19 protein-coding genes and 1 tRNA gene are annotated in these 24,006 nt (G+C 48.2%); 10 read left to right on the top strand and 10 right to left on the bottom strand.

Going from position 1 to position 24,006, the window contains the following annotated elements:
• Positions 1-44: 44 nt before the first annotated feature.
• Together AC5JLB_RS02590 and AC5JLB_RS02585 are read left to right on the top strand one after the other, a co-directional pair.
• Entirely contained in the window at positions 45-431 is a 387-nt protein-coding gene (locus AC5JLB_RS02590) for a hypothetical protein (RefSeq protein WP_495872297.1), read from the top strand.
• 8 nt (positions 432-439) lie between these two features.
• Positions 440-925, top strand: coding sequence for a hypothetical protein (locus AC5JLB_RS02585; RefSeq protein WP_495872296.1), 486 nt, complete (start codon positions 440-442; stop codon positions 923-925).
• Positions 926-1,117: 192 nt separating this feature from the next.
• On the opposite strand, the gene AC5JLB_RS02580 is transcribed toward AC5JLB_RS02585, so the two are convergent.
• From AC5JLB_RS02580 to AC5JLB_RS02570, 3 genes are all read right to left on the bottom strand, one after another.
• Complete coding sequence (locus AC5JLB_RS02580; RefSeq protein ID WP_495872295.1) at positions 1,118-2,668, bottom strand: CPBP family intramembrane glutamic endopeptidase; 1,551 nt, start codon at positions 2,666-2,668, stop codon at positions 1,118-1,120.
• Positions 2,669-2,973: 305 nt separating this feature from the next.
• Positions 2,974-5,052, bottom strand: a complete 2,079-nt coding sequence (locus tag AC5JLB_RS02575; RefSeq protein ID WP_495872294.1) for a M48 family metallopeptidase — start codon at positions 5,050-5,052, stop codon at positions 2,974-2,976.
• Positions 5,053-5,055: 3 nt separating this feature from the next.
• Positions 5,056-5,646: a LemA family protein gene (locus AC5JLB_RS02570; RefSeq protein ID WP_495872293.1), complete on the bottom strand. Its 591-nt coding sequence runs from the start codon at positions 5,644-5,646 to the stop codon at positions 5,056-5,058.
• 537 nt (positions 5,647-6,183) lie between these two features.
• Here AC5JLB_RS02570 and AC5JLB_RS02565 point away from each other — a divergent pair.
• Positions 6,184-7,512: a histidine phosphatase family protein gene (locus AC5JLB_RS02565; protein WP_495872292.1), complete on the top strand. Its 1,329-nt coding sequence runs from the start codon at positions 6,184-6,186 to the stop codon at positions 7,510-7,512.
• Positions 7,513-7,523: 11 nt separating this feature from the next.
• Positions 7,524-8,813: a dihydroorotase gene (locus tag AC5JLB_RS02560; RefSeq protein ID WP_495872291.1), complete on the top strand. Its 1,290-nt coding sequence runs from the start codon at positions 7,524-7,526 to the stop codon at positions 8,811-8,813.
• 72 nt (positions 8,814-8,885) lie between these two features.
• On the opposite strand, the gene lepB is transcribed toward AC5JLB_RS02560, so the two are convergent.
• The gene (gene lepB, locus AC5JLB_RS02555; protein ID WP_495872290.1) at positions 8,886-9,479 is read right to left on the bottom strand and encodes a signal peptidase I; all 594 of its coding nucleotides are present in this window, start codon (positions 9,477-9,479) and stop codon (positions 8,886-8,888) included.
• Between the two features lie 163 nt (positions 9,480-9,642).
• Here lepB and AC5JLB_RS02550 point away from each other — a divergent pair, with 163 nt between their 5' ends.
• Positions 9,643-10,965, top strand: coding sequence for a dihydroorotase (locus tag AC5JLB_RS02550; protein ID WP_495872289.1), 1,323 nt, complete (start codon positions 9,643-9,645; stop codon positions 10,963-10,965).
• 52 nt (positions 10,966-11,017) lie between these two features.
• Here the strand turns inward: AC5JLB_RS02550 and AC5JLB_RS02545 are convergent.
• The 4 genes from AC5JLB_RS02545 to AC5JLB_RS02530 form a co-directional block, all read right to left on the bottom strand.
• Positions 11,018-11,090 (bottom strand) — tRNA-Arg (locus AC5JLB_RS02545).
• A 104-nt stretch (positions 11,091-11,194) separates the two neighbouring features.
• Positions 11,195-12,946 carry a ribonuclease J gene (locus AC5JLB_RS02540; protein ID WP_495872288.1) on the bottom strand — a complete coding sequence of 584 codons (1,752 nt, stop codon included), beginning with the start codon at positions 12,944-12,946 and terminating at the stop codon, positions 11,195-11,197.
• A gap of 185 nt (positions 12,947-13,131) precedes the next feature.
• Positions 13,132-14,028, bottom strand: a complete 897-nt coding sequence (gene dapA, locus AC5JLB_RS02535; protein WP_495872287.1) for a 4-hydroxy-tetrahydrodipicolinate synthase — start codon at positions 14,026-14,028, stop codon at positions 13,132-13,134.
• Positions 14,029-14,061: 33 nt separating this feature from the next.
• The gene (locus tag AC5JLB_RS02530; protein ID WP_495872286.1) at positions 14,062-15,102 is read right to left on the bottom strand and encodes an aspartate-semialdehyde dehydrogenase; all 1,041 of its coding nucleotides are present in this window, start codon (positions 15,100-15,102) and stop codon (positions 14,062-14,064) included.
• Between the two features lie 520 nt (positions 15,103-15,622).
• On the opposite strand from AC5JLB_RS02530, the gene tig reads away from it, so the two are divergent.
• From tig to AC5JLB_RS02510, 4 genes are all read left to right on the top strand, one after another.
• A complete protein-coding gene (gene tig, locus AC5JLB_RS02525) occupies positions 15,623-17,071 on the top strand; it encodes a trigger factor (RefSeq protein ID WP_495872285.1) in 1,449 nt (482 codons plus the stop codon).
• A 153-nt stretch (positions 17,072-17,224) separates the two neighbouring features.
• Positions 17,225-17,917 (top strand): ATP-dependent Clp endopeptidase proteolytic subunit ClpP, encoded by a 693-nt coding sequence (clpP, locus tag AC5JLB_RS02520; RefSeq protein ID WP_495872284.1) that lies wholly within the window; start codon positions 17,225-17,227, stop codon positions 17,915-17,917.
• A 9-nt stretch (positions 17,918-17,926) separates the two neighbouring features.
• Positions 17,927-19,267, top strand: coding sequence for an ATP-dependent protease ATP-binding subunit ClpX (gene clpX / locus AC5JLB_RS02515; RefSeq protein WP_495872283.1), 1,341 nt, complete (start codon positions 17,927-17,929; stop codon positions 19,265-19,267).
• A gap of 68 nt (positions 19,268-19,335) precedes the next feature.
• Entirely contained in the window at positions 19,336-20,208 is an 873-nt protein-coding gene (locus AC5JLB_RS02510) for an alpha/beta fold hydrolase (RefSeq protein ID WP_495872282.1), read from the top strand.
• Here the strand turns inward: AC5JLB_RS02510 and cofG are convergent.
• Complete coding sequence (gene cofG / locus AC5JLB_RS02505) at positions 20,160-21,155, bottom strand: 7,8-didemethyl-8-hydroxy-5-deazariboflavin synthase subunit CofG (protein WP_495872281.1); 996 nt, start codon at positions 21,153-21,155, stop codon at positions 20,160-20,162. The genes AC5JLB_RS02510 and cofG overlap by 49 nt on opposite strands.
• A 153-nt stretch (positions 21,156-21,308) precedes the next feature.
• Entirely contained in the window at positions 21,309-22,061 is a 753-nt protein-coding gene (locus AC5JLB_RS02500) for a helix-turn-helix transcriptional regulator (protein ID WP_495872280.1), read from the bottom strand.
• Between the two features lie 538 nt (positions 22,062-22,599).
• On the opposite strand from AC5JLB_RS02500, the gene AC5JLB_RS02495 reads away from it, so the two are divergent.
• Positions 22,600-23,619, top strand: coding sequence for a hypothetical protein (locus AC5JLB_RS02495; protein ID WP_495872279.1), 1,020 nt, complete (start codon positions 22,600-22,602; stop codon positions 23,617-23,619).
• Positions 23,620-24,006: the final 387 nt, after the last annotated feature.

Genomic DNA, 24,006 nt, shown 5'->3' with positions numbered 1-24,006 from the left:
ACTTCTCTATTCTCTCTCGCTCTTTTTTCTACATCCTTCCCTAAATGGCACTACCGAAAAGTGATGAGTTGTCGATCACGTTTAAGGAGATTCAAGATCAGCGCGATCGCTACTTGACGTTGTATAACGAGTCTCAAGATCTGCTTAAGTTTGAACGGCGCTCCAAAGCCGGGATCAAGGGTTGGGAAACTCGACGCAAGCGGGAAAATCAACAGTTGAAGCAAGAGATTTCAGAGATGACCGTTTTGCTGCGCGATTCTCTAGCTCGTAAGGATGAGGCAACAGATAATTTGTACGTTTTGGCAGATCGAATGGATCGCATTCAACGGCTTGTTGATTCAGTTGATGAAGACCCTACAACAAATCCGATCGGGATGGTTCAGAAACTCCAGCGCATATGGCAGGTCGTAAAAGAAATTCTTGCAGAGTGAGCATGACGATGAGCAATGATTCTTCGATTGTCAAAGCGGCAACTAGGGGAACAGTCGGCGATCGCATTCGCAGTATTGCCGACCAACTAAAGCAGGAAACAGATTTACAAATAAAGGTAACGTCTCGCATTTTGGGGGCAGCCGCGCAGATTTCGGAGAATCACGATCGACTGATTGATGAAGTCGTTGAAATGGTGGAAGAGGATTTCGAGCAGCCGCCTCAAGTGCAAGGCGTTAACGTGTTTACGATCGAACAACTGAAGCATCAGTTTAAGACGCTGAACCAAGCAAAGGCGCATTTTGATGTGAAAGCAAGCAACTGGGCGTCTCTGGTTAATAAGCTCAACCAGCCAACGCCGATTTCACATCCTGAGCAGAGTGGGGCTGATGTTGCCCATCGATTAGACGCGATCGAGAGCGATCTAAAAATCTTGCGAACCGATCTAAATCAGGCTTTAACCAAGCTAGACCTGATCTTGCAAAAGGTTTCCTAAGACTTAATCTGACGGTCTTGAGCGACGTCGAACTTCAAAGAAGGTAGACATGAGACCCGCTCCAGCAATAACCAGCATCAGTTCTGTTCTCAGAACAACGTTTACATTTAATTCGGACAGTACGTTAAACCCACCCATTCCTAAAACGACACACCAGAAAAACAAGGTTGACTTTTGAAATTTCAGCATTAGTTAAGCGCCACTTCCGCCAAGTAAGTACAGCGCCACTAGTGTGCCGCTATTCCACAGCGCATGTAACAAAATCGATGCCATCAAATTTTGAGTCCGGGTGTAGACAAATCCTAAAATAATGCCCAATGTCATAAGGGGCAGAACTTCCGAGAGACTGAGGTGAACAACAGCAAAGATTAAACTACTGAGGAGAATCGATTGCCAAGTTGAGAAATATTTTGTGAGCGACGAGAGCAAAAAACCTCGAAAGAAGGTTTCTTCAAACAAGGGAGCCGCGATCGCAGCCGTGACCAAAAAGATCAAAAATGCGAACGGATCTCGTCCTTCGAGCGCTACCGACAGAATCGGGTTGCTGCCGCCCCGTCCTTGCCAAATCAAGTTATTGAACCACGACACTGCTAACACTAATGGATAGGCGGCAGCGTATCCACCCAATCCCCACCAAAACCATTTGCCCCTTAAACTGAGGCGAAACCAGCCTTCCGGTAACGGTAAGAACCGTTTGACTGACCAATACAGCACCCCTAAGCCACCCGCTGCCAATAATAAGTAGGTGGTCAGCGACAAAAGCGCTTTTTCACGAATTGAGAAAGCCGCAGGTGAAACATGAAAGATAGCTTGAACAGCACTCAAGCCAAGCGGCAAGATTAGTGCGCCGATCAGCACTTGCTCAACAAAAAAGAATCCAACAATTAAAACTTGCCAAACAATTTCGCCATCCCACGGCACGCTCCAAGTTACGGCATCGGTTCCTGAGAGCAAGGCTTGTTTGCCTTTGATAGCGCGTTGTCCAATCAAAAAGAGCAGTACGCCAATGCCAACCAAGACCGCGATCGCTGGAATGGCATTTGCACCCGCCCATCTGAGGAAGGCTTGCTGCGCCGATTGCTGTTCGAGAGTTTGCAACTGAGCTAGGTCATCAGAGCGTTGCTGAAGCCCATAGAGTTTGCCGAGTCCCTGATAGCGAAACCAGCCGTTAAGATTTTGTTTGAGAATTGGTTCTGCCTTGGGCGAAATCTTAGAAGGTTGATTCCACAACTCACTCAAAACCGAAGCGGTGCTTTGAATGGAGTTAGACACCGGACGCTCATTCAAGGTTTTGCGGACGGTGGGCGTTTCGGATATTACTGGAGCAGTGGATGGTGTTTTAAGCCCTGACCACGTTTTGAGGGCAGCATCTACTTGGTTTTGCTCAGCTTGCAGCACGCCAATCCGAACATCTAATTCGTTGAGTAAGGATTGCTGTTGTCTCAACTGAGACGTTAGCGATGGATTGCTGGTATCGTCGAGGCGAGCTTGAACGGTCGCGATCGCTTTCTCAGTTGATTTGCGGGTTTTCTGATAGGCATTCAGCGCCGTTTCAACAGGTTTCTCTTGAGCATTGAGTTGCTCTGCACCCTTCCATTGAGAGGCTTGCAACAAAAGATCCGTTTCGTAAAGTTCTAAGCGGCTTTGAAATTGCGGCTGATTCCAGCTTTCAACCAAACTGAGGACTACGGAAGCTGCCGCTACTAGGGTTAGAAGCCCTAGAAAGATTCGCTTAGCTGTCATGGATCTACTCGTGCATAGGGGTCTCTGAGAATTTACGTTAACACGGGATGACGGAAGGAATGAGGCGTGAAGGACAACAGCAGCTACTCAAGTACAACTGAATTTGACATAGAAGCTCGACTCAAACGCGCAGAAGAGCAATCTAAATTCCGTCTTTGTCACGGTCAAGCATTACGTCAACCTTCATCAGTGACTGTTGGAAAAGGTCATGCCTAAGCGCAGGTCACTTTGAGCTTGAGTCACTCAGAATTGATTCAAGCAGAACTGGTTCGCTAAATCCGCGATCGCAAGTCAGAGCTTAATATTCAGATGGATTTTGAGGTTTTTTTAGCGCGAGGAGAGGTAGCGTTTAGAAACGGAGGAATTGGGCAGTCGAGGGTAATGACGATCGCTCTGAGTAAATCAGCTTCCTGAACGGTGACGGTGTTATCCAGCATGACCGTATGGGCGCAAGCATCAACGATCGCTTGTTTGATCTTCGGAGAGGCGTTTCGCAACCGCTCTAAACTGGTTCTCAAATTACCTAAATGGCAGACAGGAGGCGTTTCAGGAATCTCTTGAGCCGTGGCTTCTGGTAATCGAAATACACCGGAACGGAAGGCATATCGGATGGCATCGGCGCGGGTTTCTCCTACTCGGGCTAAGGCAGATAGAAGATTGAGGCAGTCTGGCCAAACCGAAGTGATCGCAGTATGCTCCACCGCTTGATCACTCGGTGAATTCAGCCGATGACTCAATACCAAATACACCACAAACTCAGATAACGACCAGCTTCCATCTGCTTTTGCAATACCGTGGAGACATTTGAATAGTTTCTGATTTTCCTCGGTAGTGCCTTGACGTAAGACGGGAACGGTTAGATCGACGAGCGGCAACCGAACACGCGGATCACTCTGGTCAAGGTGGGTGCTGAACTGCACAGTTTGCTCAACCACGTCGGCAAACTCAACTTGGCGGAGAAATTCGAGTTGTTGAGTGCGACCCGATTGATTTTGCGGATCGAGCATCAGTGCGTAGAGGATGGCGATCGCGGTTTGCCGCTCTCGAACACCTGCCCGCAGAGCGTCTGGTAGTTGGGCGAGTAAGCCTTGAGCATGAGCATAGTGAGCCGGAGTAACGGTTCCGACTTGCGCCACAACTTGTGCGGGGACACGGGCTGAAGGCCCTCCCGCAAATCCCATGACGCCTAATTCACCGCTAAAGGATTGAGATGGAGCGCTCTCAAACTGAATGCTTGACCCTCGAATGCGCTGGATTCGTTTGGGCAGTGGTGGATGTGTAGCATGAAGATCTCCTAGCCAGGAAACCTTCAAAGCATTGCCAAAAAACATGTGGCTAGCCGCTTCGGCTTTGGGTGAACGGACTTGTGAGCCGATGCCGCCAATTTTTTCTAGCGCTCCTGCAATACCGTCTGGATTGCGCGTAAACTGCACGGCAGAGGCATCCGCCAGAAATTCGCGCTGGCGAGAAATGGCACTTTTAATCAGACGACCAAAGAAGACGCCAACCCCGCCAATCACAATTAAGGCAAAGCCAAATTGGGAGAACTTATCGCGATCGCGCGTCTCCCAAATTACTCGACCCGCTAAATAGACGAACAGCAATCCGTGGATCACGCTGATAAGCTGAATGTTGAGCCGCATGTCACCGTTCAGAATGTGACTGAATTCGTGACCAATCACGCCTTGAAGCTCATCACGGGTTAACTGCTCTAAACTCCCCCGCGTCACGCCGATCACCGCATCGTTGATGGTGTAGCCCGCCGCAAACGCATTGATTTCTGGCTCATTATCTAGGAGGTAGACCGCCGGAACCGAGATTCCCGATGCGATCGCCATTTCTGCCACGACGTTCAATAGCTGCTGTTCTTGCGGGTCTGCCATTTCTAGCACGAGCAGTCGCCCGCCCAAGTCTTGCGCGATCGCGGCTCCTCCCGATTGCAAGGTTGACACTTTGTACCAACTCGCACCGCCGATCACCAGTAGCGTCAGCGTTGAAGTCCAAAACAGCAGTTGAGGATTCCACCAGACAAAGCTTTTTTTAGAGACGCAATTCGACGCCCGATAGCTGGGTGTCACGCTCCACGATGAAGTACCCGTGCGAGGACGATCGCTAGAGAAACCAGAAACTCCTGATTCTTTAGGGCGAGAGCCACTGCTAAAGCGTTTAGTGACTCCTCGCACTCCGGTTGACTTCATCTCAACGTAAGTAGGACTCGGTTGAGGCAGGGCTGAGCGGATGGAGGAGACACACCCGCCTTGTCCGAAGGTGGCGATCGCGGCAACGTAAATGCTCGCAATAATAGTAAGGAGCGACAGAATAAATAGCCCGACCAATCGCTGAGTGTTGCGCCGCGCCTGGTCTTGATGCTCGAAGAAATTCATGGCTTACCCAAAGGAGACGCGAGGAGCAACTTTGACTTCGGGGGCAACTTCTTGGAGCAGTTCTGCGGCGGCAAAATTAAACATGCCTGCAACAATATTGCTGGGGAACACTTCGCGCTTTGTGTTGTACACCGTGACGCCATCGTTGAAGCCTTGACGGGCAAAGGCGACTTTGTTCTCGGTTGAAGAGAGTTCTTCCATAACCCGTGTCATAGTCTGATCGGCTTTGAGGTCGGGGTAAGCTTCAGAGATGGCAAGAAAGCGTCCTAGCGTACTGGTCAGAGCGGCTTCGGCGTTGCCTAACTGCTGCATCGCCTGCGGATCGCCAGGGCTTTGAGCCGCCCGAGAATTGGCAGTAATGGCAGAGTTTCGCGCCGCAATCACGGCTTGTAAGGTTTCTTGCTCATACTTCATGTAGCCCTTTGCCGTTTCAACCAAGTTAGGAATGAGGTCATAGCGACGCTGAAGCTGAACATCAATTTGAGCGTACGCATTTTTGTAGCGGTTGCGAAGCGTGACGAGCCGATTGTACGCATCGACCGCGATGTAGCCAATCAGAAGAATGACGGCAATCAGAAAAATTAGAAATCCCATACTGCTTAGCTCTTGGTAGATTGAGAAAACCGTTGCTCTGCTTGCAGTATTCCCCAGTCAAAGGATGAATTTCTAATTCGGTTACATGGCGTTTTTGTGGACGAGAAGCGAACGGATTAGGTGAACAGCTAGAAGGCCTGTGGTTACCACTGCAATCTGTTTCGTTACTAACACAACTCATTTCGTTACCAACACAAACCTTGTGGTAACCAACGCAACCCGTTTCGTTACCAATACAACTCTTTTTGTTGCCAATAAGAACCCTTTGGTTAGAACTACAAACTACGTGATTAGGAACGATGAAATCTGGGTGGACTGACAAAAACCTAAACCGATCGCCCTCACCCTAGCCCTCTCCCGTGGGAGAGGGGACAAGACAAGATTTTAGCTCCGCTCTCCCGTAGGAGAGGGGCCGGGGGTGAAGGCCTCCCCTCTAACAACCCAAGCCGCCTCTGCCCAAATCACAAATTGTGAACTACAAATTACGGTAAGATTGTCCTGACTTATGCCCCACTTCAGTAAAAGGGAGGAACCCGTTTGACTACTCGCGTTATTCTTGTGCGCCACGGAGAGAGCAGCTACAACGCAGAACGGAGAGTTCAGGGGCATTGTGACTTGTCAACACTGACAGACAAAGGCGAAGCAATGGCGGCTCAGGTTGCCACTGCCCTGCGAGACTTAACGTTTGATGCCATCTATAGCAGTCCGCTGCAACGGGCAAAACGAACCGCAGACATCGTCGTGTCCGGCTTGCCCAATCCGCCTGCACTGCAAACCACAGACGACCTCAAAGAAATCAGCTTACCCTTGTGGGAAGGATTGCCCTTTACAGAAGTCGAATCAAAATATCCAGATGAGTTTCGCGATTGGAAAGACCAGCCCCACAAGCTGAAGATGACTCTACCGGATGGCAGTGACTTCTTCCCAATTCCGGCACTATTTGAGCAAGCCCGTCGATTTTGGCAAACGCTTCTGGCAGACCATACAGGACAGACCGTGCTAGTCGTAGCGCATAGCGGTATTAATCGTGCGTTGATTTACAGCGCGATCGCACTCCCCCCCGAAGCCTACCAGCGCTTTCAGATTTCTAACTGTGGCATCAGCATCCTAAACTTTTCCGGCGAGTTGGGGCAACCTGTCCAAATTGAATCTCTCAATATCACCTCTCACCTAGGCGAACCCCTTCCCAACCTCAGACCCAAGCATCAAGGCCCTAGGCTCCTCTTAGTCCGTCACGGCGAAACTGAGTGGAACCGCAAGGGACAATTTCAGGGGCAAATTGATGTCCCGCTCAACGACAACGGACGCCGCCAAGCTGCTCAAGCAGGCGAATTTCTCAAATCAGTCCCGCTTGATTTCGCCGTGACTAGCTCAATGCTGCGTCCAAAAGAAACGGCTGAGATCATCCTCAAACACCATCCCGACGTGCATCTCGATACCCGCGACGACCTCCGTGAGATCAGCCACGGGCTGTGGGAAGGCAAGTTTGAAGCCGAAATTGAACAGAGTTATCCAGGCTTACTGCACCAGTGGCAGCTTCATCCTGAAACCGTACAAATGCCAGAAGGTGAAAACTTACAGCAGGTTTGGGATCGCGCGATCACGGGTTGGAATGCGATTGTCCAATCCTACTCCGGTCAAAACTGCATTGTTCTAGTGGTTGCTCACGATGCGATCAACAAAGCGATTCTCTGCTACATTGCCGGCCTGGGAGCCGAATCCTTCTGGAACTTCAAGCAAGGCAACGGAGCCGTTAGCGTGATCGACTATCCCAACGGCGCAGACAGCACGCCGATGCTGATGGCGATGAATATTACCACGCACCTGGGTAGCGTCTTAGACAAAACTGCTGCCGGAGCGCTTTAATCATTAGGGTTATGGTGTCTCTTCTTCAACAAGTCCGACTCCTCGATCCGGTAGCCAATACGGATCAAGTTGTCGATGTTTTAATCCAAGATGGAGTGATTCAATCCATTGAATCTCATCTCTCTAACATTCCAGCAGATGCTCAGATACAACCCTGTAACGGGCTAATCTTAGCGCCGGGATTAGTCGATCTCTATAGCCATAGCGGAGAGCCAGGATTTGAAGATCGCGAGACATTGGATTCGCTAATGCAGGCTGCGATCGCGGGCGGCTTCACTCGCCTGAATATCCTCCCGAATACCCATCCTGCGATCGACAATCCGACAACCGTTGCCTGGATTACCCGCAAAACTCAGTCCATTCCTCAACGTCCAACTCCCCATGTCAGTTGCTGGGCAGCCCTGACGACTAATACTGAAGGGCAGCACATGACCGAACTGCTCGAACTCGCTCAAGCTGACATCACAGGCTTTACCGATGGCAAACCCATTACAAACCTAACGCTGCTCCGACGGCTTTTAGAATACGCTCAGCCACTTAACACCGCGATCGCGCTGTGGGCATGTGATCCTGGACTTGCAGGTACAGGAATCATCCGCGAGGGCGTCAACTCCATGCGTTTTGGCCTATCGGGCATTCCTGTCATGGCCGAAACCGCTTCCCTTGCAGCCATTTTGGAATGTGTAGCAGAAATCGGAACGCCCGTTCACCTGATGCGAATTTCCACTGCACGCAGCGTCGAACTGATTCGCCTTGCCAAATCTCGCGGCGTTCCCATCACGGCCAGCACAACCTGGCTGCACTTGCTGTTAGACACAAAAGCTCTTGCGAGTTACGACCCCAACCTCCGCCTTGATCCACCCCTCGGCAACCCGGAGGATCGAGCCGCGATCGCGCAAGCCGTTAAAGAGGGCGTGATTGATGCGATCGCGGTTGATCACACGCCTTACACCTACGAAGAAAAAACCGTCTCCTTCGGTGAAGCACCCCCCGGTGCAATTGGCTTAGAACTCGCACTGCCCTTACTCTGGCAAGCCTTTGTTGCGACTGAGCAATGGTCTGCTTTAGAGTTGTGGCGTGCGCTCAGTTCTCGCCCTATCGAATGCCTAGGGCAGAATCCAATAGCAATAGAGGCAATGCCCAACGAAAAAGGAGCCTCATCTAAGGCTCCTTCTGAATTCATCTTATTTGATCCCAATCAAACCTGGAACGCTACTCCTCAGTCGCTCCTGTCTCGCTCAAACAATACCTTCTGGCTCAACAAACCTCTCACTGGAAAAGTTTTACAAGTCTGGGTCTGATCTATCTGCCTTGAATTGCGGCAAGCGATCCTTCTAAGCTTTGTAAGACGGATCGTAGATGGGGTAGAAAGTTTAATATTCAGGTTTTGGCACAATTTCGCCAATCCGATCGGGGGGCCAAAACCGCACGACGGCCCGACCAATAATTTTCTCGCGCGGGACGTATCCCCAGTAATGGCTGTCGTAGCTATTATTCCGGTTGTCTCCCAACACCAAGTAAGAATTCTCTGGAACCACGGCAGGACTCCACTGATATTGCGGAGCTTCGTCCTTGCCGATGTAGTCTTCTCGCAACGGCTGGTTGTTCACATAAACGCGCCCGCCCTTGACCTCAACCTTGTCACCCGGCAGCCCAATCACCCGTTTGATAAACGCATCGTGGAAATTTTGTTTTTCTAACGTGGCGGTCGGCGAAAACACAACGACATCGCCACGCTGAGGATTACTAAAGCGGTAGCCAAGCTTATCAACAATCAACCGATCGTTAATTTGCAACGTCGGCAGCATCGAACCAGAAGGAATATAGCGAGCCTCCGCCACAAATTGACGAATGCCGATCGCTAACACTGCGCTCAGTCCAATGGTTTTAAGCCCTTCTATCCAAGGATTCTCATTTTTGGTCGATGAGGACTTGCTATTCGGTGCTGGGTTTTCTACACGAGCCATAAGGTATCAATGAAAAGTAGGGATTGGTAAGCGTCACGCCTATCTAGTTTAATCTACAGGCGAGTTTATCAACATTCAGTATGTAACGGCGATTTGTAGGAGTCGTTTCAGGTAGCGTCTCTGTAGTCTAAACTGAATAACCATCGATCGCGCATTTTCTATTATGTCTGCGTCATCTCTTCTCATTCAAAACGCACAAATTTTACTTCCATCTGGAGAATATATTCTAGGGGATGTTGAGGTTCAGGCAGGCAAAATCATCCGGGTTGGCGACAGCTTATCAGAGTCAATAGGTGAAACTACTGTTATTGACGCAACAGGCTTAACTTTGTTGCCGGGTGTGATTGATCCGCAAGTCCACTTTCGAGAACCAGGACTCGAACACAAGGAAGACCTGTTTACGGCAAGTTGTGCCTGTGTGCGAGGCGGAGTGACATCATTTTTAGAAATGCCCAACACCCGCCCGCTTACCACCACTCAGGCCGCATTAGACGACAAGCTTAACCGAGCCTCGCAAAAGTGTTTAGCAAATTACGGCTTCTTTATCGGCGCAACGCCAGAGAATCTGCCCGATCTGCTAAGTGCAAATCCCACACCCGGCATCAAAATCTTTATGGGATCAATGCACGGCGACTTACTAGTCGATGAAGAATCAGCATTAGATCCCATTTTTGCCAACGGCGATCGCTTGATCGCCGTCCACGCTGAAGACCAAAATCGTATCCGCGATCGCCGCGCTCAGTTTGCCGGAAGTACTGATCCCGCCACTCATTCTCAAATTCAAGACAATCAAGCTGCTCTCAATGCCACCCAGTTAGCCCTAAAGCTCTCCAAGAAGTACGGGCGGCGGCTGCACATTCTGCACATGTCTACTGCCGAAGAAGCAGATCTGCTGCGTCACGAGAAGCCAGCTTGGGTGACAGCAGAGGTGACGCCCCAACACCTCCTGCTCAATATCAACGACTACGAAAAACTCGGTTCGCTGTTGCAGATGAACCCGCCCATCCGATCGCCTCATGACAACGAGGTTCTCTGGCAAGCGCTCCGCGATGGCGTGATCGATTTTATCGCCACTGATCACGCTCCTCACACCTTAGAAGAAAAATCCCAATCCTACCCGAACACGCCTTCTGGAATGCCTGGAGTTGAGACATCGCTAGCATTGATGCTGACGCAAGCTAAAGGAGGACGCTGCTCTGTTGCCCAAGTAGCAAACTGGATGTCAACAGCAGTTGCCAAAGCATATCGAATTCCTAATAAAGGCTTAATTGAACCAGGCTACGATGCTGATTTGGTATTAGTCGATTTAGAACACTACCATCCCGTGCTACGTGAGGAAGTCGTCACAAAATGCGGTTGGAGTCCATTTGAAGGGTGGAACTTAACCGGATGGGCACAGGTCACGATCGTCGGTGGACAAGTGGCCTACGATCGCGGCACGCTCAACACAGCTGTTCGAGGTCAAGCCCTTCGGTTCGGCTCATAAGACCCTCACACTAAAAAAGTTCTGAAACACGAATGTTTCAGAACTTTTTTAACGAGCATGGAGGGATTCGAACCCCCGACCCTTAGAACCGGAATCTAATGCTCTATCCACTGAGCTACATGCCCTCACGCTGCAAAGTATAGCAGGTTTTAGAAGAAATGAGGGGGAAGGGATGAAAGAGAAATTGCCGTGCTACATCAACTTTCATCCTTCATCCCTCATCCCTCGTTCATGATGCCACTTTAGCCGGGGTACGCTGTCGAGCCGCGCTCTTAACGGCAGTTGGTTCAGGGGTTTGCAGCAAGAAAACCAAGAGCGGATTACTTTGCAACTCCCGGCGCAAGAGGCGCTGCAATTCACGTTCGATCTGAACGTTCAACCCTGCCCAATCAACTTCAAGCTTCTTATCCAGCGTGCGGGCAAACTCTGACCAGCGATCGCGCAGTACAATCTCGATCGATTCCTGAACTTTAGCGCGTAACTGATCTCGATTGATCGACGAAACTACACCGCGCAAGTGAACTTCAGGTTTAGCAAACAAACGACCTTCTATATTCACAGAAGCTGCAATCGTTACGATGCCATCCCCAGCTAACTGCTGGCGTTCTTTCAATACGCGCTGATCGACCATACCTGAACGAGACGTATCGACTAACTCGATCCCCGCTGGAACCTTCTCGCCCTTACTAATGGAATCTTTGGTCAGTTCCACAACATCGCCGTTATCGATAAGCACCATGTTCTCAGCCGGAATTCCCATACTCTGTGCGGTTTGGGAGTGTTTGATCAGCATTCGATGCTCACCATGGACTGGCAAGAAAAACTTCGGTCGGGTCAAGTTGATCATGAGTTTTTGATCTTCTTGGCAGCCATGTCCCGAAACGTGAATCCCTTGTTCACGTCCGTAAATCACTTTTGCGCCCAACATCATCAGCCGATCAATGGTATTAACCACTGAGATCGTATTGCCCGGAATCGGATTCGCTGAGAAAACGACTGTATCACCTTCACGGATCTTGACTTGACGATGGTCACCCCTGGAAATTCGAGTCATGGCAGACATCGGCTCGCCCTGCGATCCGGTCGTCAGAATCAAAACATTCTCATCAGGAACCTTGTGAATGGTGTGCAACGGTTGAAGCAAGTCATCTCTGCACTTGATATAGCCAAGCGTGCGAGCGTGAGCAATCACATTCAGCATTGAGCGTCCCAAAACCGAGACGACGCGACCATGCTTCTCAGCTAGTTCCAGAATCATATTGATTCGGTGAACCGAAGATGCAAACGTCGTAACTAACAATCGACCTTTTGCTTGGCTAAAGACGCGATCAAGATTTGGAAAGACTGATCGCTCAGATGGAGTAAAGCCAGGAATCTCGGAGTTGGTCGAATCACTAATCAGGCAATGAACGCCTTTCTCACCGTACTCTGCCAAGCGCTGAATATCAAACATCTCACCATCAACAGGAGTATGGTCAAACTTAAAGTCGCCTGTGTGAATGACAACACCAACTGGAGTGTGAATCGCAACCGAGAAACTATCTGCGATCGAGTGAGTGTTGCGAATAAATTCGACGAAGAAATGTTTACCGAATCGAACAATGTCACGAGGACTAACGGTTCGTAGTTCAGTGCGATCGCTAACGCCCGCTTCTTCTAGCTTGCCTTCAAGCAAAGCCAGCGCCAATTTTGGACCATACATCACCGGAATGTCTAGCTGTTTTAGATGAAATGCAATGCCGCCGATATGGTCTTCATGCCCGTGGGTGATAATCATCCCCTTAATCTTGTGGCGATTCTCCCGCAAATAAGTCATGTCGGGCAGAACAATGTTCACTCCATGCATCCCATCAGTCGGGAATGCAAGCCCAGCATCCAGCAATACGATTTCGTCATCGTACTCAAACACGCAGGTATTCTTTCCAATCTCATGCAGTCCACCAAGTGGAATGATTTTGAGCGTTTCGTTATCTTTTGTCATAGGTTTCCTTGAACGGAGGTTTGGAGAATGGGTTTGAGTCATATGTAGCAGTCAGAAAACTTTGGTTGTAGAGAATAAGGCGTGGCTACTCACACATGCGTCTGAGCGGGTGAGTCTAAGCCACAAAAAGCGCTATTTGATTGTTAAAGCTTTGTGATTGTTAAAGCTTTTACTGGTCAAAACTTTTATACAGATGCATTCTTGAGCAAATCAAGTTCGTTCATGACCTGAGCAAGATGAGCGCACATATCCTCATCGGCAGCACACAGGGGCGGACGTAAGGAACCGACATTCCAGCCCTGTAGATTCAGAGCAGCTTTAACGAGAATTGGATTAGTAGCCACAAATAGCGCTTTAAATAAAGGAAATAGCTTGAGATGAAGCTGAATAGCAACTTGATTTTGCCCCGCTTCAAAGGCTTGAATCATATTTTGAAGCTGACTTCCAACGAGATGACTAGCAACACTAACAACGCCTTTTGAACCGACTGACAGCATCGGCAAAGTCAGTGAATCGTCCCCTGAGTAAATTTCAAAGTCTGGAGGAGTCAATTGCCGCACCTGACTCACTTGATCTAAATTACCGCTGGCTTCTTTAATGGCAGTGATGTTAGGAATCTCGGCAAGACGCGCTACTGTCTCTGGCAAAAGATTCTGACCTGTACGCCCTGGAATGTTGTAGAGCATAAGCGGCAGATTAGGAGCAGCTTGCGCGATCGCACTGAAATGCTGGTACAACCCTGACTGGGGCGGCTTGTTGTAGTAAGGCACAACCTGAAGCGTTCCATCTATGCCTATTGTATCGGCTTTTTGAGTGGCTGCGATCGCTTCTTTCGTCGAGTTTGATCCTGTCCCTGCCATGACTTTCGCTTTCCCAGCCACAGCCTGCTTCACGACCTGAAACAACTCAAATTCTTCGTCCCAAGATAACGTTGGAGATTCGCCCGTCGTTCCACAGAGTACGAGAGTATCTGTTCCCGTTTCAACAAGATGGACAGCTAATTTTTCTGCAGCAGCATAATTTACGCTGCCATTCGCCTCAAAAGGCGTAATCATTGCGGTCAGAACCCGTCCAAAATCCATAAGGTGCTTCGTAGTGCGTAAGTCGTAGTTAGACTAGCCGTTGGTAGCTAATGCAGGTTTGAGTAAATTCTTACGGGTCAAGAGTTCAGCAATCTGGACAGCGTTCAGGGCTGCTCCTTTACGAATCTGGTCGCCACAGAGCCACAACTCAAGCCCGTTAGGATTGGAGAGATCTTGGCGAATTCGCCCAACTAAGACTTCGTCCTTGCCGCTTGCATCAATCGGCATTGGGAAGTAATTTTTCTGCCAATCTTCAACCAATTTAACGCCCGGAGCCTGGCTCAAAATCTCTCTAGCTTGCTGAACGCTAAATGGACAGTCAAACTCTAGGTTAATCGATTCTGAGTGTGCCCGTAAGACGGGAACCCGTACACAAGTTGCCGTAATTCTTAAATTCTCTGTCCCGAAGATCTTTCGGGTTTCGTTGACCATTTTCAGTTCTTCTTCACAATATCCAAGCTCATTGAGCGGAGAGTTGTGAGGAAAAAGATTGAACGCTAAAGGATAAGGAAAGACTTCGGGTGTTGGCTCTTTGCCCTGTAGGATGTCGAGCGATTGGGTTTTAACTTCCTCCATTGCTCGTGCGCCTGCGCCGCTTGCCGATTGATAGGTGGAAGCAACAATCCGCTGGATTGGCTGAACCTGGTGGAGCGGATACACAGCAACCGCCATCAAAATTGTGGTGCAGTTTGGGTTTGCAATTAGCCCACGATGGTTTGCTGCCGCATCAGGATTGACTTCTGGCACAACAAGCGGCACAGACGGATCCATCCGAAAGGCGCTGGAATTGTCAATCATGACGGCCCCGGCTGCGATCGCGGTATCTGCCCAAGCTTTAGAGATCGATCCGCCTGCCGACGCCAGCACAATATCAATATCTTTAAAGGAAGATGCCTCAACCGCTTCAACGGTTAGCATCTCCCCACGAAATGGAAGAGTGCTACCCGCAGAACGAGGAGAAGCTAATAGCTTTAAGTCAGCAAGAGGAAAATTGCGACTATCTAACAGCTCCAGCAGCTCAGTTCCGACAGCACCTGTAGCCCCTAAAATGGCAACTCGATATGATTGACCCAAAATTCACGTCCTCCCAAACCTAAGCGAATTTGATTTTAAGAATAGAAACTTGGAATAAATAAAACTGGCGTCGAATAGCGTTTTAATATTAGGAAAATATAATTTTGATTGGTTTTTGATTACATTAATTTTCAATCTAATCCAGATCTATCGATTAACTGCTGAATTTAATATTCTGATTGATAACTCTAATCGCTTCAGAGTTCAATAATATAGTGTTCTAAATCTTGGGTACGCTTTACTTTTAATACTTGCACTTTTCAGAGACTATCGCGAGTCACAGGTCAAATTCAAGCGTTTGTTCCAATCTTATTATCAACTTTTCTGAAGCCTGTTCATCAGTATTCCCTCATTTAGGTTGATATGACAAGAAAGTTTCTAGCGTTTTCGAGTACAGACTCAGTTGATCTCCTAAATTCTTAAGATTTTGAATCAAAGGAATGACTCATCAGTCGCTAGGATCGGTTAGTATAGCTTACTGCATTTGCAATATTTGAAACTGTTTGCGACTCATACGCCGATGAAAGTTACCCAGGAAAAGCTCCCCGCCAGTCAAATCGGACTGGAGATCGAAATTACGCCAGAGATGTCGAAACAGACCTACGAGCGAGTCGTCCAAGATTTTACTCGCTCGTTGAATATTCCTGGGTTCCGTAAAGGAAAAGTCCCGCGTCAAGTCATCATCCAGCGCTTTGGCATGACCCGCATCAAAGCATCTGTAGTTGAAGAGCTAGTGGATGCGGCGCTGAAAGAAGCTTTGAAGCAAGAAAAAATTGACGCGATCGGGAATTTTCAACTGAAATCTCAGTTTGATGAATTAGTCGAAAAATTCAGTCCTGACAGTGCTTTAACGTTCTCGGCGTCAGTAGACGTTCAACCTGAAGTAGACCTCAAGCAGTACAAAGATTTCACTTTGCAAGCCGAAGAGGTGAAGCCAGATCCTACACGGGTAGATACGACGATCGAGGGCTACCGCAAACAGATGGCAACGCTGATTCCCGTTGAAGATCGCCCGGCTCAGAAGGGCGATACAACTGTAGTTGACTATAAAGGGCGCTATCTGCCTGTGGGTGAAGATGCTGAGGAGCAGGACGTGCCAGGCGGTGAAGCAACAGATTTTCAGCTTGAACTCGAAGATGGCCGCTTTATTGAAGGCTTTATTGATGGCATCATTGGCATGAAGCCCGGAGAGTCAAAAGAAATTTCGGTGGCTTTTCCCGAAGATTATCCTCAAGAAGATCTGGCGGGTCGTCCTGCTACCTTCGCTATGACGCTGAAAGAGCTGAAGGAGAAAGAGCTTCCTGAGGTAGATGATGATTTTGCAGAGGATGTGAGCGGTGGAGATTTCAAAACGATCGCAGAACTGCGTGAATCGTTAGAGAAACGCTACGCCGATGAAGCCGAACAACAAACTAAATCCAACAAGGAGCAAGCCTTGCTGGATGAACTGCTGGGTCAGGTTGAAGCCGATCTACCTGAAACCTTGATTGAGCGTGAAGTTGAATACATGATTACCCAAACTGCAATGCAATTACAGCAGCAGGGGATCGATATCAAACAATTGCTGAATCAAGATACGATTCCAATGCTAAAGGAGCGATCGCGACCCGACGCAATTGAGCGCATCAAGCGAACTCTAGCGCTTGGTGAAGTCGCCAAACGAGAAGACTTGAAAGTCGAAGATGCCGAACTGAATGAGCGAGTTCGAGAAGTTTTGACAGAGTTGAGCGATCGCGACGTTGATCCCGAACGGCTGCGCAGTGCTGTTGCAGAAGATCTGTTGAAAGAAAAGATCATGACTTGGCTTGAAGAGCACTCCACCATCGAGCTTGTTCCGGAAGGAACGCTCAAGAAAGATGAACCGGATGAGGTGGAAGCTGAGGAACTGGACGCAACTGACGCGATCGTGGATGTTGACGTAGTTGAAGATACCCAAGCTGAAGACACCGAAGCTGAAGACGTTAAGTAGAAATCCAATTTGAGGGGTGAGCAGTTGCATCAGCTTCACACCCCTCAAACTCTTTTAACCCGATCCCAACAACTCCAAATGACTTGAGGCATAATGAGGGCAGAACGCGCAAAGTAACTCCGGTCTATCGTGCTTGAATAAACGCCTCCGCTTATGGTTTACTCTCAGTCCAACTCCAATTTTGTTTACGGCTTAAGTGATTTCGATGTCGTTTCCACCGCTCCTAATGCCGTCGTTCCGATGGTAGTTGAGCAATCTGGACGCGGAGAACGGGCATTCGACATTTACTCTCGCCTCTTACGAGAGCGAATCATCTTTTTGGGAACCCAAGTTGATGACACGATCGCAGACTCAATCGTGGCGCAGCTCTTGTTTCTAGAGTCCGAAGATCCTGAAAAAGATATTCAGCTATACATCAATTCTCCGGGCGGCTCGGTTACAGCAGGAATGGCAATTTATGACACCATGCAGCAGGTAAACTGCGATGTCGTCACCATCTGTTTTGGCTTAGCTGCTAGTATGGGGGCATTTCTGCTCTCTGGCGGCGCTCAGGGTAAGCGGCTGTCTCTGCCTAGTTCTCGAATTATGATTCACCAACCCCTAGGCGGTGCTCAAGGGCAAGCGGTGGACATTGAGATCCAAGCCAAAGAAATCCTCTATCATAAGCGCAAGCTCAACGAATTGTTAGCTCAGCATACCGGACAACCCCTAGAGCGGATTGAAGAGGATACAGAGCGAGACTTCTTTATGTCCGCTCAAGAAGCCAAAGACTATGGTTTGATCGATCAGGTGATTTCCAGGCAGAATCTTCCCCAACCCGGAGAATCTGTTGTTGCAGCAAGATAAGAGGCAGATATGTCCAAGTACGACTCCCATCTGAAATGTTCCTTTTGTGGAAAATCTCAAGAGCAAGTCCGCAAGCTCATTGCAGGCCCAGGTGTTTACATCTGCGATGAATGCGTGGATTTGTGCAACGAGATCTTAGATGAGGAGTTGTTTGACTCTGGCGCAGCTCCGCAGCCTGTTCCTAAACGTGAGCAGGCTCCGGAGAAGCGCCGAGCCAAGTCAGCTAATATCTCGCTCAATCAGATTCCGAAGCCGCGAGAGATTAAGAAGTATTTAGATGAACATGTCATTGGGCAAGATGAAGCAAAGAAAGTGCTTTCGGTCGCTGTATACAACCACTACAAGCGGTTGAGCTTTCTGCAAGCGAACGGTAGTGACAAAAATTCTTCTGATGATCATGTTGAACTTCAGAAATCTAACATTTTGCTGATTGGTCCAACTGGGTGCGGTAAAACGCTTTTGGCTCAGACGCTCGCTGAAATCTTAGACGTTCCCTTTGCGGTTGCAGATGCTACAACGTTGACTGAAGCAGGTTACGTTGGTGAAGATGTTGAAAATATTTTGCTTCGCCTGCTGCAAGTTGCTGATTTAGATGTTGAAGAAGCCCAACGCGGCATCATCTATATTGACGAGATTGATAAAATTGCTCGTAAGAGTGAGAATCCTTCTATCACTCGTGATGTGTCGGGTGAGGGGGTTCAGCAAGCTCTTCTTAAAATGCTAGAGGGAACCGTTGCGAATGTTCCTCCTCAAGGCGGACGCAAGCATCCCTACCAAGACTGCATTCAAATTGATACCAGCAATATCTTATTTATATGCGGTGGAGCCTTTGTCGGATTGGACAAAGCGGTCGAACAGCGCATGGGTAAACGATCGATGGGATTTATTCAGCCCGGAGATGCCCAATCACGAGAAAAGCGCATCGCTGATATTTTGCAACACATGGAACCCGATGATCTAGTGAAATTCGGAATGATTCCTGAGTTTATTGGACGAATTCCGGTACAAGCTGTCATTAATCCGTTAGATGAAGACGCGTTAGCTGAGATCTTGACTGAGCCGAAGAATGCCCTAGTGAAGCAATTCCAGAAGCTGATGAAGATGGACAACGTGCAGCTTGAGTTTAAACAGGACGCCATTCGAGCGATCGCACAAGAAGCTTACCGTCGCAAAACTGGAGCGCGTGCCCTCCGCAGCATTATTGAAGAACTGATGCTAGACATCATGTATGAGTTGCCGTCTCGTAAAGACGTAACTCGCTGCGCAATTACGCGCGAGATGGTTGAAAAGCGCTCAACGGCAGAACTGCTGCTCCATCCCTCTTCTCTACCCAAACCGGAATCTGCATAAAGTTAGCTTTGAGCAGTGAGGCGTAGATGATACTTTAAATCTTAGACCTTGAAATCGAAGCGTTTAAGATGCCAAACATTGCAGTTAATGGGTACAGCCATTATTACAAATGGATTACCGCATCAGGTTTATCAGAACCATCTGGTAAACCTGTTTTAGTCTTTATTCATGGTTGGGGTGGTTCACTTCGCTATTGGGAGAGTACCGCGATCGCGCTATCGTCGCAGTTTGATTGCCTGCTGTACGACATGCGCGGATTTGGTCGTTCTCGCCAGCCTGCAGATTCTTCTGCTCAATCTGTGGAAGCAGGTTATGAGCTAGAAACTTACGCTAAAGATTTGGCGGCTTTACTGGATGCATTAAAACTTCAGCGAGTTTATCTTAATGCCCATTCAACCGGATCATCGATCGCCGTCTTCTTCTTAAATTTGTACCCTGAACGAGTCGAGCGAGCCATCTTGACTTGTAGCGGAATTTTTGAGTACGACAAAAAATCATTTGACGCTTTTCATAAATTTGGTGGGTATGTCGTCAAGTTCCGCCCGCGCTGGCTTTATGGGCTACCTTTTATGGATAAACTCTTTATGCAGCGTTTCTTACACCGTCCGATTGCGCGAGAAATTGGTCAAGCGTTCCTAGAAGACTTTTTGATGGCAGATCAAGCTGCCGCGATCGGGACGATGATGACAGCCGTTAGCAAAAAAGCAGCAGAGGTTATGCCTCAAGAGTTTAGTCAGCTCACCCTGCCAACCCTGCTAATCTCAGGTGAACATGATGTTATTATCCCGGCTGAATTAGGACGACGAGCAGCGGTTTTGAATGAGAAGATTAAACATGTGGTGATGCCTAATACCGCTCACTTTCCTATGCTGGAAGACCCAGAAACCTACCTTCAGCAGGTCAAGGAGTTTTTGGGAGTCTCAGCTCCCGCCAGCGTCTGAGTCCGAACTCGCGCCGTTTCCGCTTTCAACTCTTGTGATAACCACTGGTCATATTGAGGATAAACAGGCAGGCGCGGAACAAAATTCCAACCTGCCTGTTGAAGAATTTGTCCTAACTCAGTGATTTTAGGATGAGGATAGTCAGGATTTACTTCATCATGAGGGCTAATTCCGCCCAGATCTCTTGCTCCTGCTTCTAAACAAGCAATTAGCATTTCAGGAGTTGGAAGCAGATTAGGCGGAATTTGCAAACAAATAGACGGCGGCAAGATCTCGCGCGCAGTCTTAATTACATCTAGTAACTGTTCGGGCCGAAATGCTGAGCTTCGCCAATCCTCGTGTTGCCCCGGGCTATAAGGTTGCAAAATAACTTCTTGAATATGTCCCCAGCGATCGTGCAATTGGGCAATCGCTTCTAGGGTATCTACGCGATCGCGCTCTGTTTCACCAATGCCTAGCAATAACCCAGTTGTGAAGGGAATTTGCAGTTCTCCTGCCCAAGCAAGCTGCTGCGATCGTACATCAGGCACTTTACTTGGAGCGTACCGATGCACCGTCTTGAGCAATGCAGGCGTCACTTGCTCTAGCATCAATCCCATTGACCCATTCACGGATTTCAGCTTCTCCATCTCCGCAACGCTCAAAATTCCAGCGTTCGTGTGAGGTAGAAATCCAAGAGATAGGGCAAGCTCACACAGTTCAAAAATACGCTGAAACCAAGCTGTTCGTTGAGGACTATTAGGATGAACTTCACCACTGAGGATTAGAATTTCAACAACGCCTTGCCCTTGAAGTGTTTTCAGCGTTGCCTCTGCTTCGGTCAAGCTCATCCATAGACTCTTACCTGGATCAGCCCGAAAGTTGCAGTAGGTGCAGCGATTAAAACACTCGTAAGTCGGCACAAGCGTATATGCAGGACTATAAGTTACGGTTCGAGACGATACCATTGCACTTTACGTTAAGTCACGACTCCCTTTAAAGAATCTAGGCTCTAAACTTAAAACTGTCGAATGGTTAAGCTTAGAGTCTTGATGGTATGGCAATCATCTAGAAGTCATCATCTCTGGAAGAGCGAGGGCAAATTCCCGTAACCAGTTGATTTACCTGGAATGCCACACGTTTCGATCTCGTAACAGACTTCTACGTTTGGCGTAGACATTTTTGATATGGGTTTTGACCGTGTTGAGGCTGATGTTCAACATATTGGAGATTTCCTGATAAGTATATTCCTGACGCAGCAAAAGCCAGATTTCAGCTTCTCGATCGGTCAAATCATACTTCTTCTGCTCCAACGCAAGTTCTTCTCTCAGCGCGGTATAACAGTCTTCTAACAGAACCAGAATGTAGTTATGAGCAGGTACTTCGTTGGCAGGATGAGCATCAAACGAAATCCAGCGCACTCGTAGTCGAATAAATTGCCCCGAATCACCCTGATATTCCACCACGAGTGGTTCCGAAGCGGTCATCTTCTCTCTCATGAGTCGATGGCAAGCTTCAGCGATCGCAGTTGGAAGACCTTCTCTCGAACCTTGTAACTGTTGGCAAATCTCCTCTGCCTGGTGATTCAAGTAAATGGGTTGAAGGCTTCGGGAGACAACAATGACGCCTTCTTGAATTGATTCGAGAAGAACCTTCCAAAGCAGGTCTGCATTAACATGTCCTGCTCCACCCAACCCAGGAGCAGGACACTCCCGCTTATCAGCAGAGTGATTATCTATCGAGAATACAGGAGAGTTGCTAAACAGTTGCTTGCGGCTAGAGCAAGGCGATGAGAGCTTGTGAGACGGCTGGCTAAACCATGATTTGATGGAAAGTTGCAGTTCGGGTGGCACAGAGATTAAGCGGGCTGTCATAACTCAGAGTCCTCAAGCACTGCGCCTATTGTGGTTGCCTTGCTTGTGAAAATACAACGAGCACTCTGAATTTCAGTCTACAGTGCTGAAGTAAGCTGAAGTAAGCTGAAACGAACTGAAGAGCTAGATAGTTACATTGTGAAAAATTACATTGTGAAAAAAGGTTGGCTGCGGAATAATGTTACACAGTTGTTTTGGCACTGGCTTCAGCACTGAAACGCACTAAAAAGTGATTCCTTCTCAGGTCTAGCTTGCCAACCAACTTTCTGAATTAATGTAACCGTTCTTCATAGAGGCATAGCAATGCTACGCCCTCATAGAAAGCATTCATTGATAACCATCATTTTTGGGAAGATATCAAAATTGCTAGTGGTTTTGACGCTAAACAAATTTTGGTAGTCAATATTACTTGCTCAAGGCAAACATCACAGGTTTCTTCATGGCAAAGGTGAGATTTCAGGATTCTCGCCGATTGATTGACTAACCTGCTTCACCCAAACGGGTCGTTTTTCGTTGATTTGGTCTCTTTTGCTTAGCCATGACTCCAGAACGCCTAAATGAACTGTTTCCAATTGAACAACAGCGCAATTACATCAGAATGATGCAGGGGCGCGGCGGTCTAACGCGTCAGCGAGCAGAGTATTTTGTGAGGCTATGGGCGTATTTGTTGCTCAAGCAGCGCGAGGAAATGGATGGATGCTTGCCGCGATCGCTCGATCAGCTTTCTGCACCAGAGGGGTTGGTAGCCTGCACACATCGCGAAGCGGCAGATGTGTTTTACAGCAATAAAGAGCGAGGCAGCGATCGTGCGGCTGGACTGATGATCGATCGTCTGGCAGCACTTGGCTTACTGGACAAGCGTTACGATGGTCAGACACTTTCGCTACAGATACGATCACTTCCAGAGCTAGAAATTCAAGCAAGCAAAGAACCCATTCAGTTTCTTGCAGACAACTTTAATCCTCGTACAGATGCTATTTCCGTCGCAAATCTGTACGCCCGCAATTACGCTGAACTTGTGCGAGACGGTGAAGCAAGAGCAAAAATTGCACGAGCGCTCAGGACATGGTCTCATAGCTACCCGGTTGGAATGCGCGTTTTGCGTCGAACAGACAATCTAAACGTGATTGCGGCTTCTATTCTTTTTCCAGTTGCTACTGAGTCAGAATCCTATTTCTTTCAGTCGCCTAGCAAAAGCTTTTACCTCACTACCGATGCTGAAGTCGATCCCATCCAAATGGCAGCCCTAGGTGATGAAAGCTGTACATCAGTTTATATCCGAGCCTGGGTGATTGATCCGTCCTACATGAATGGCACAACACTTTATCAGTTGTTGGAAGACACAAAGCAAACGCTCATTCGTATGCAAGACAATTACCCCGGAATCTGTAATCTCTACTCTCTCATTCTTCACCCCATGTATGAAGAACTGCGGCGCGTTTTAGGATTTGAGCGAATTTGCCAAGACTCTCAACGTTCTTATACGTGGATTTACCTTGCGATCGATCGCTTCTTAGAAATTGATACGAAAAAAGCATTATCAAATTTGAGAATGTAGAACTAAGCGTTCCAATATACGGTCTGCTTAAGATTTAGAGACTCCGCTCGCCAATTAGTTAATTTAGGGACACAAGAGACACAGCGCCATCTCTCCAGGCAAAGGTAGACAGTTAGAGGAATGTTAAGAACCCTGCTACAAATTGAGTTGGATTGAAATTAACGATGCTTCCATTAGATTTGCCTTACACCTCGTCATAATTATGAGAGTGTGCTCTTCAGGTTTGAAAAGAAAATTCATTAAGACCTTTACAAAACGATATATTGCTCTTAATATTAGGGAACGAGTTAAATAAACAACTCGATTCTTACAACCAAAAACGAACTCATACAAAACCATGACGACTACGTTACAGAGACGCGAGAGCGCAAATCTGTGGTCACAGTT

It is taken from the genome of Myxacorys chilensis (assembly GCF_059505265.1).
Note: the sequence above shows the minus strand (reverse complement) of the source record. Positions and strands in the feature narration are given on the sequence as shown.

Bases quoted from the DNA above. Each gene is read 5' to 3' on its own strand.
- AC5JLB_RS02590 (WP_495872297.1), top strand. From the start codon at position 45: ATGGCACTACCGAAAAGTGATGAGTTGTCGATCACGTTTAAGGAGATT.
- AC5JLB_RS02585 (WP_495872296.1), top strand. From the start codon at position 440: ATGAGCAATGATTCTTCGATTGTCAAAGCGGCAACTAGGGGAACAGTC.
- AC5JLB_RS02580 (WP_495872295.1), bottom strand. From the start codon at position 2,668: ATGACAGCTAAGCGAATCTTTCTAGGGCTTCTAACCCTAGTAGCGGCA.
- AC5JLB_RS02575 (WP_495872294.1), bottom strand. From the start codon at position 5,052: ATGAATTTCTTCGAGCATCAAGACCAGGCGCGGCGCAACACTCAGCGA.
- AC5JLB_RS02570 (WP_495872293.1), bottom strand. From the start codon at position 5,646: ATGGGATTTCTAATTTTTCTGATTGCCGTCATTCTTCTGATTGGCTAC.
- AC5JLB_RS02560 (WP_495872291.1), top strand. From the start codon at position 7,524: ATGGTGTCTCTTCTTCAACAAGTCCGACTCCTCGATCCGGTAGCCAAT.
- lepB (WP_495872290.1), bottom strand. From the start codon at position 9,479: ATGGCTCGTGTAGAAAACCCAGCACCGAATAGCAAGTCCTCATCGACC.
- AC5JLB_RS02550 (WP_495872289.1), top strand. From the start codon at position 9,643: ATGTCTGCGTCATCTCTTCTCATTCAAAACGCACAAATTTTACTTCCA.
- AC5JLB_RS02540 (WP_495872288.1), bottom strand. From the start codon at position 12,946: ATGACAAAAGATAACGAAACGCTCAAAATCATTCCACTTGGTGGACTG.
- dapA (WP_495872287.1), bottom strand. From the start codon at position 14,028: ATGGATTTTGGACGGGTTCTGACCGCAATGATTACGCCTTTTGAGGCG.
- tig (WP_495872285.1), top strand. From the start codon at position 15,623: ATGAAAGTTACCCAGGAAAAGCTCCCCGCCAGTCAAATCGGACTGGAG.
- clpP (WP_495872284.1), top strand. From the start codon at position 17,225: ATGGTTTACTCTCAGTCCAACTCCAATTTTGTTTACGGCTTAAGTGAT.
- clpX (WP_495872283.1), top strand. From the start codon at position 17,927: ATGTCCAAGTACGACTCCCATCTGAAATGTTCCTTTTGTGGAAAATCT.
- AC5JLB_RS02510 (WP_495872282.1), top strand. From the start codon at position 19,336: ATGCCAAACATTGCAGTTAATGGGTACAGCCATTATTACAAATGGATT.
- cofG (WP_495872281.1), bottom strand. From the start codon at position 21,155: ATGGTATCGTCTCGAACCGTAACTTATAGTCCTGCATATACGCTTGTG.
- AC5JLB_RS02500 (WP_495872280.1), bottom strand. From the start codon at position 22,061: ATGACAGCCCGCTTAATCTCTGTGCCACCCGAACTGCAACTTTCCATC.
- AC5JLB_RS02495 (WP_495872279.1), top strand. From the start codon at position 22,600: ATGACTCCAGAACGCCTAAATGAACTGTTTCCAATTGAACAACAGCGC.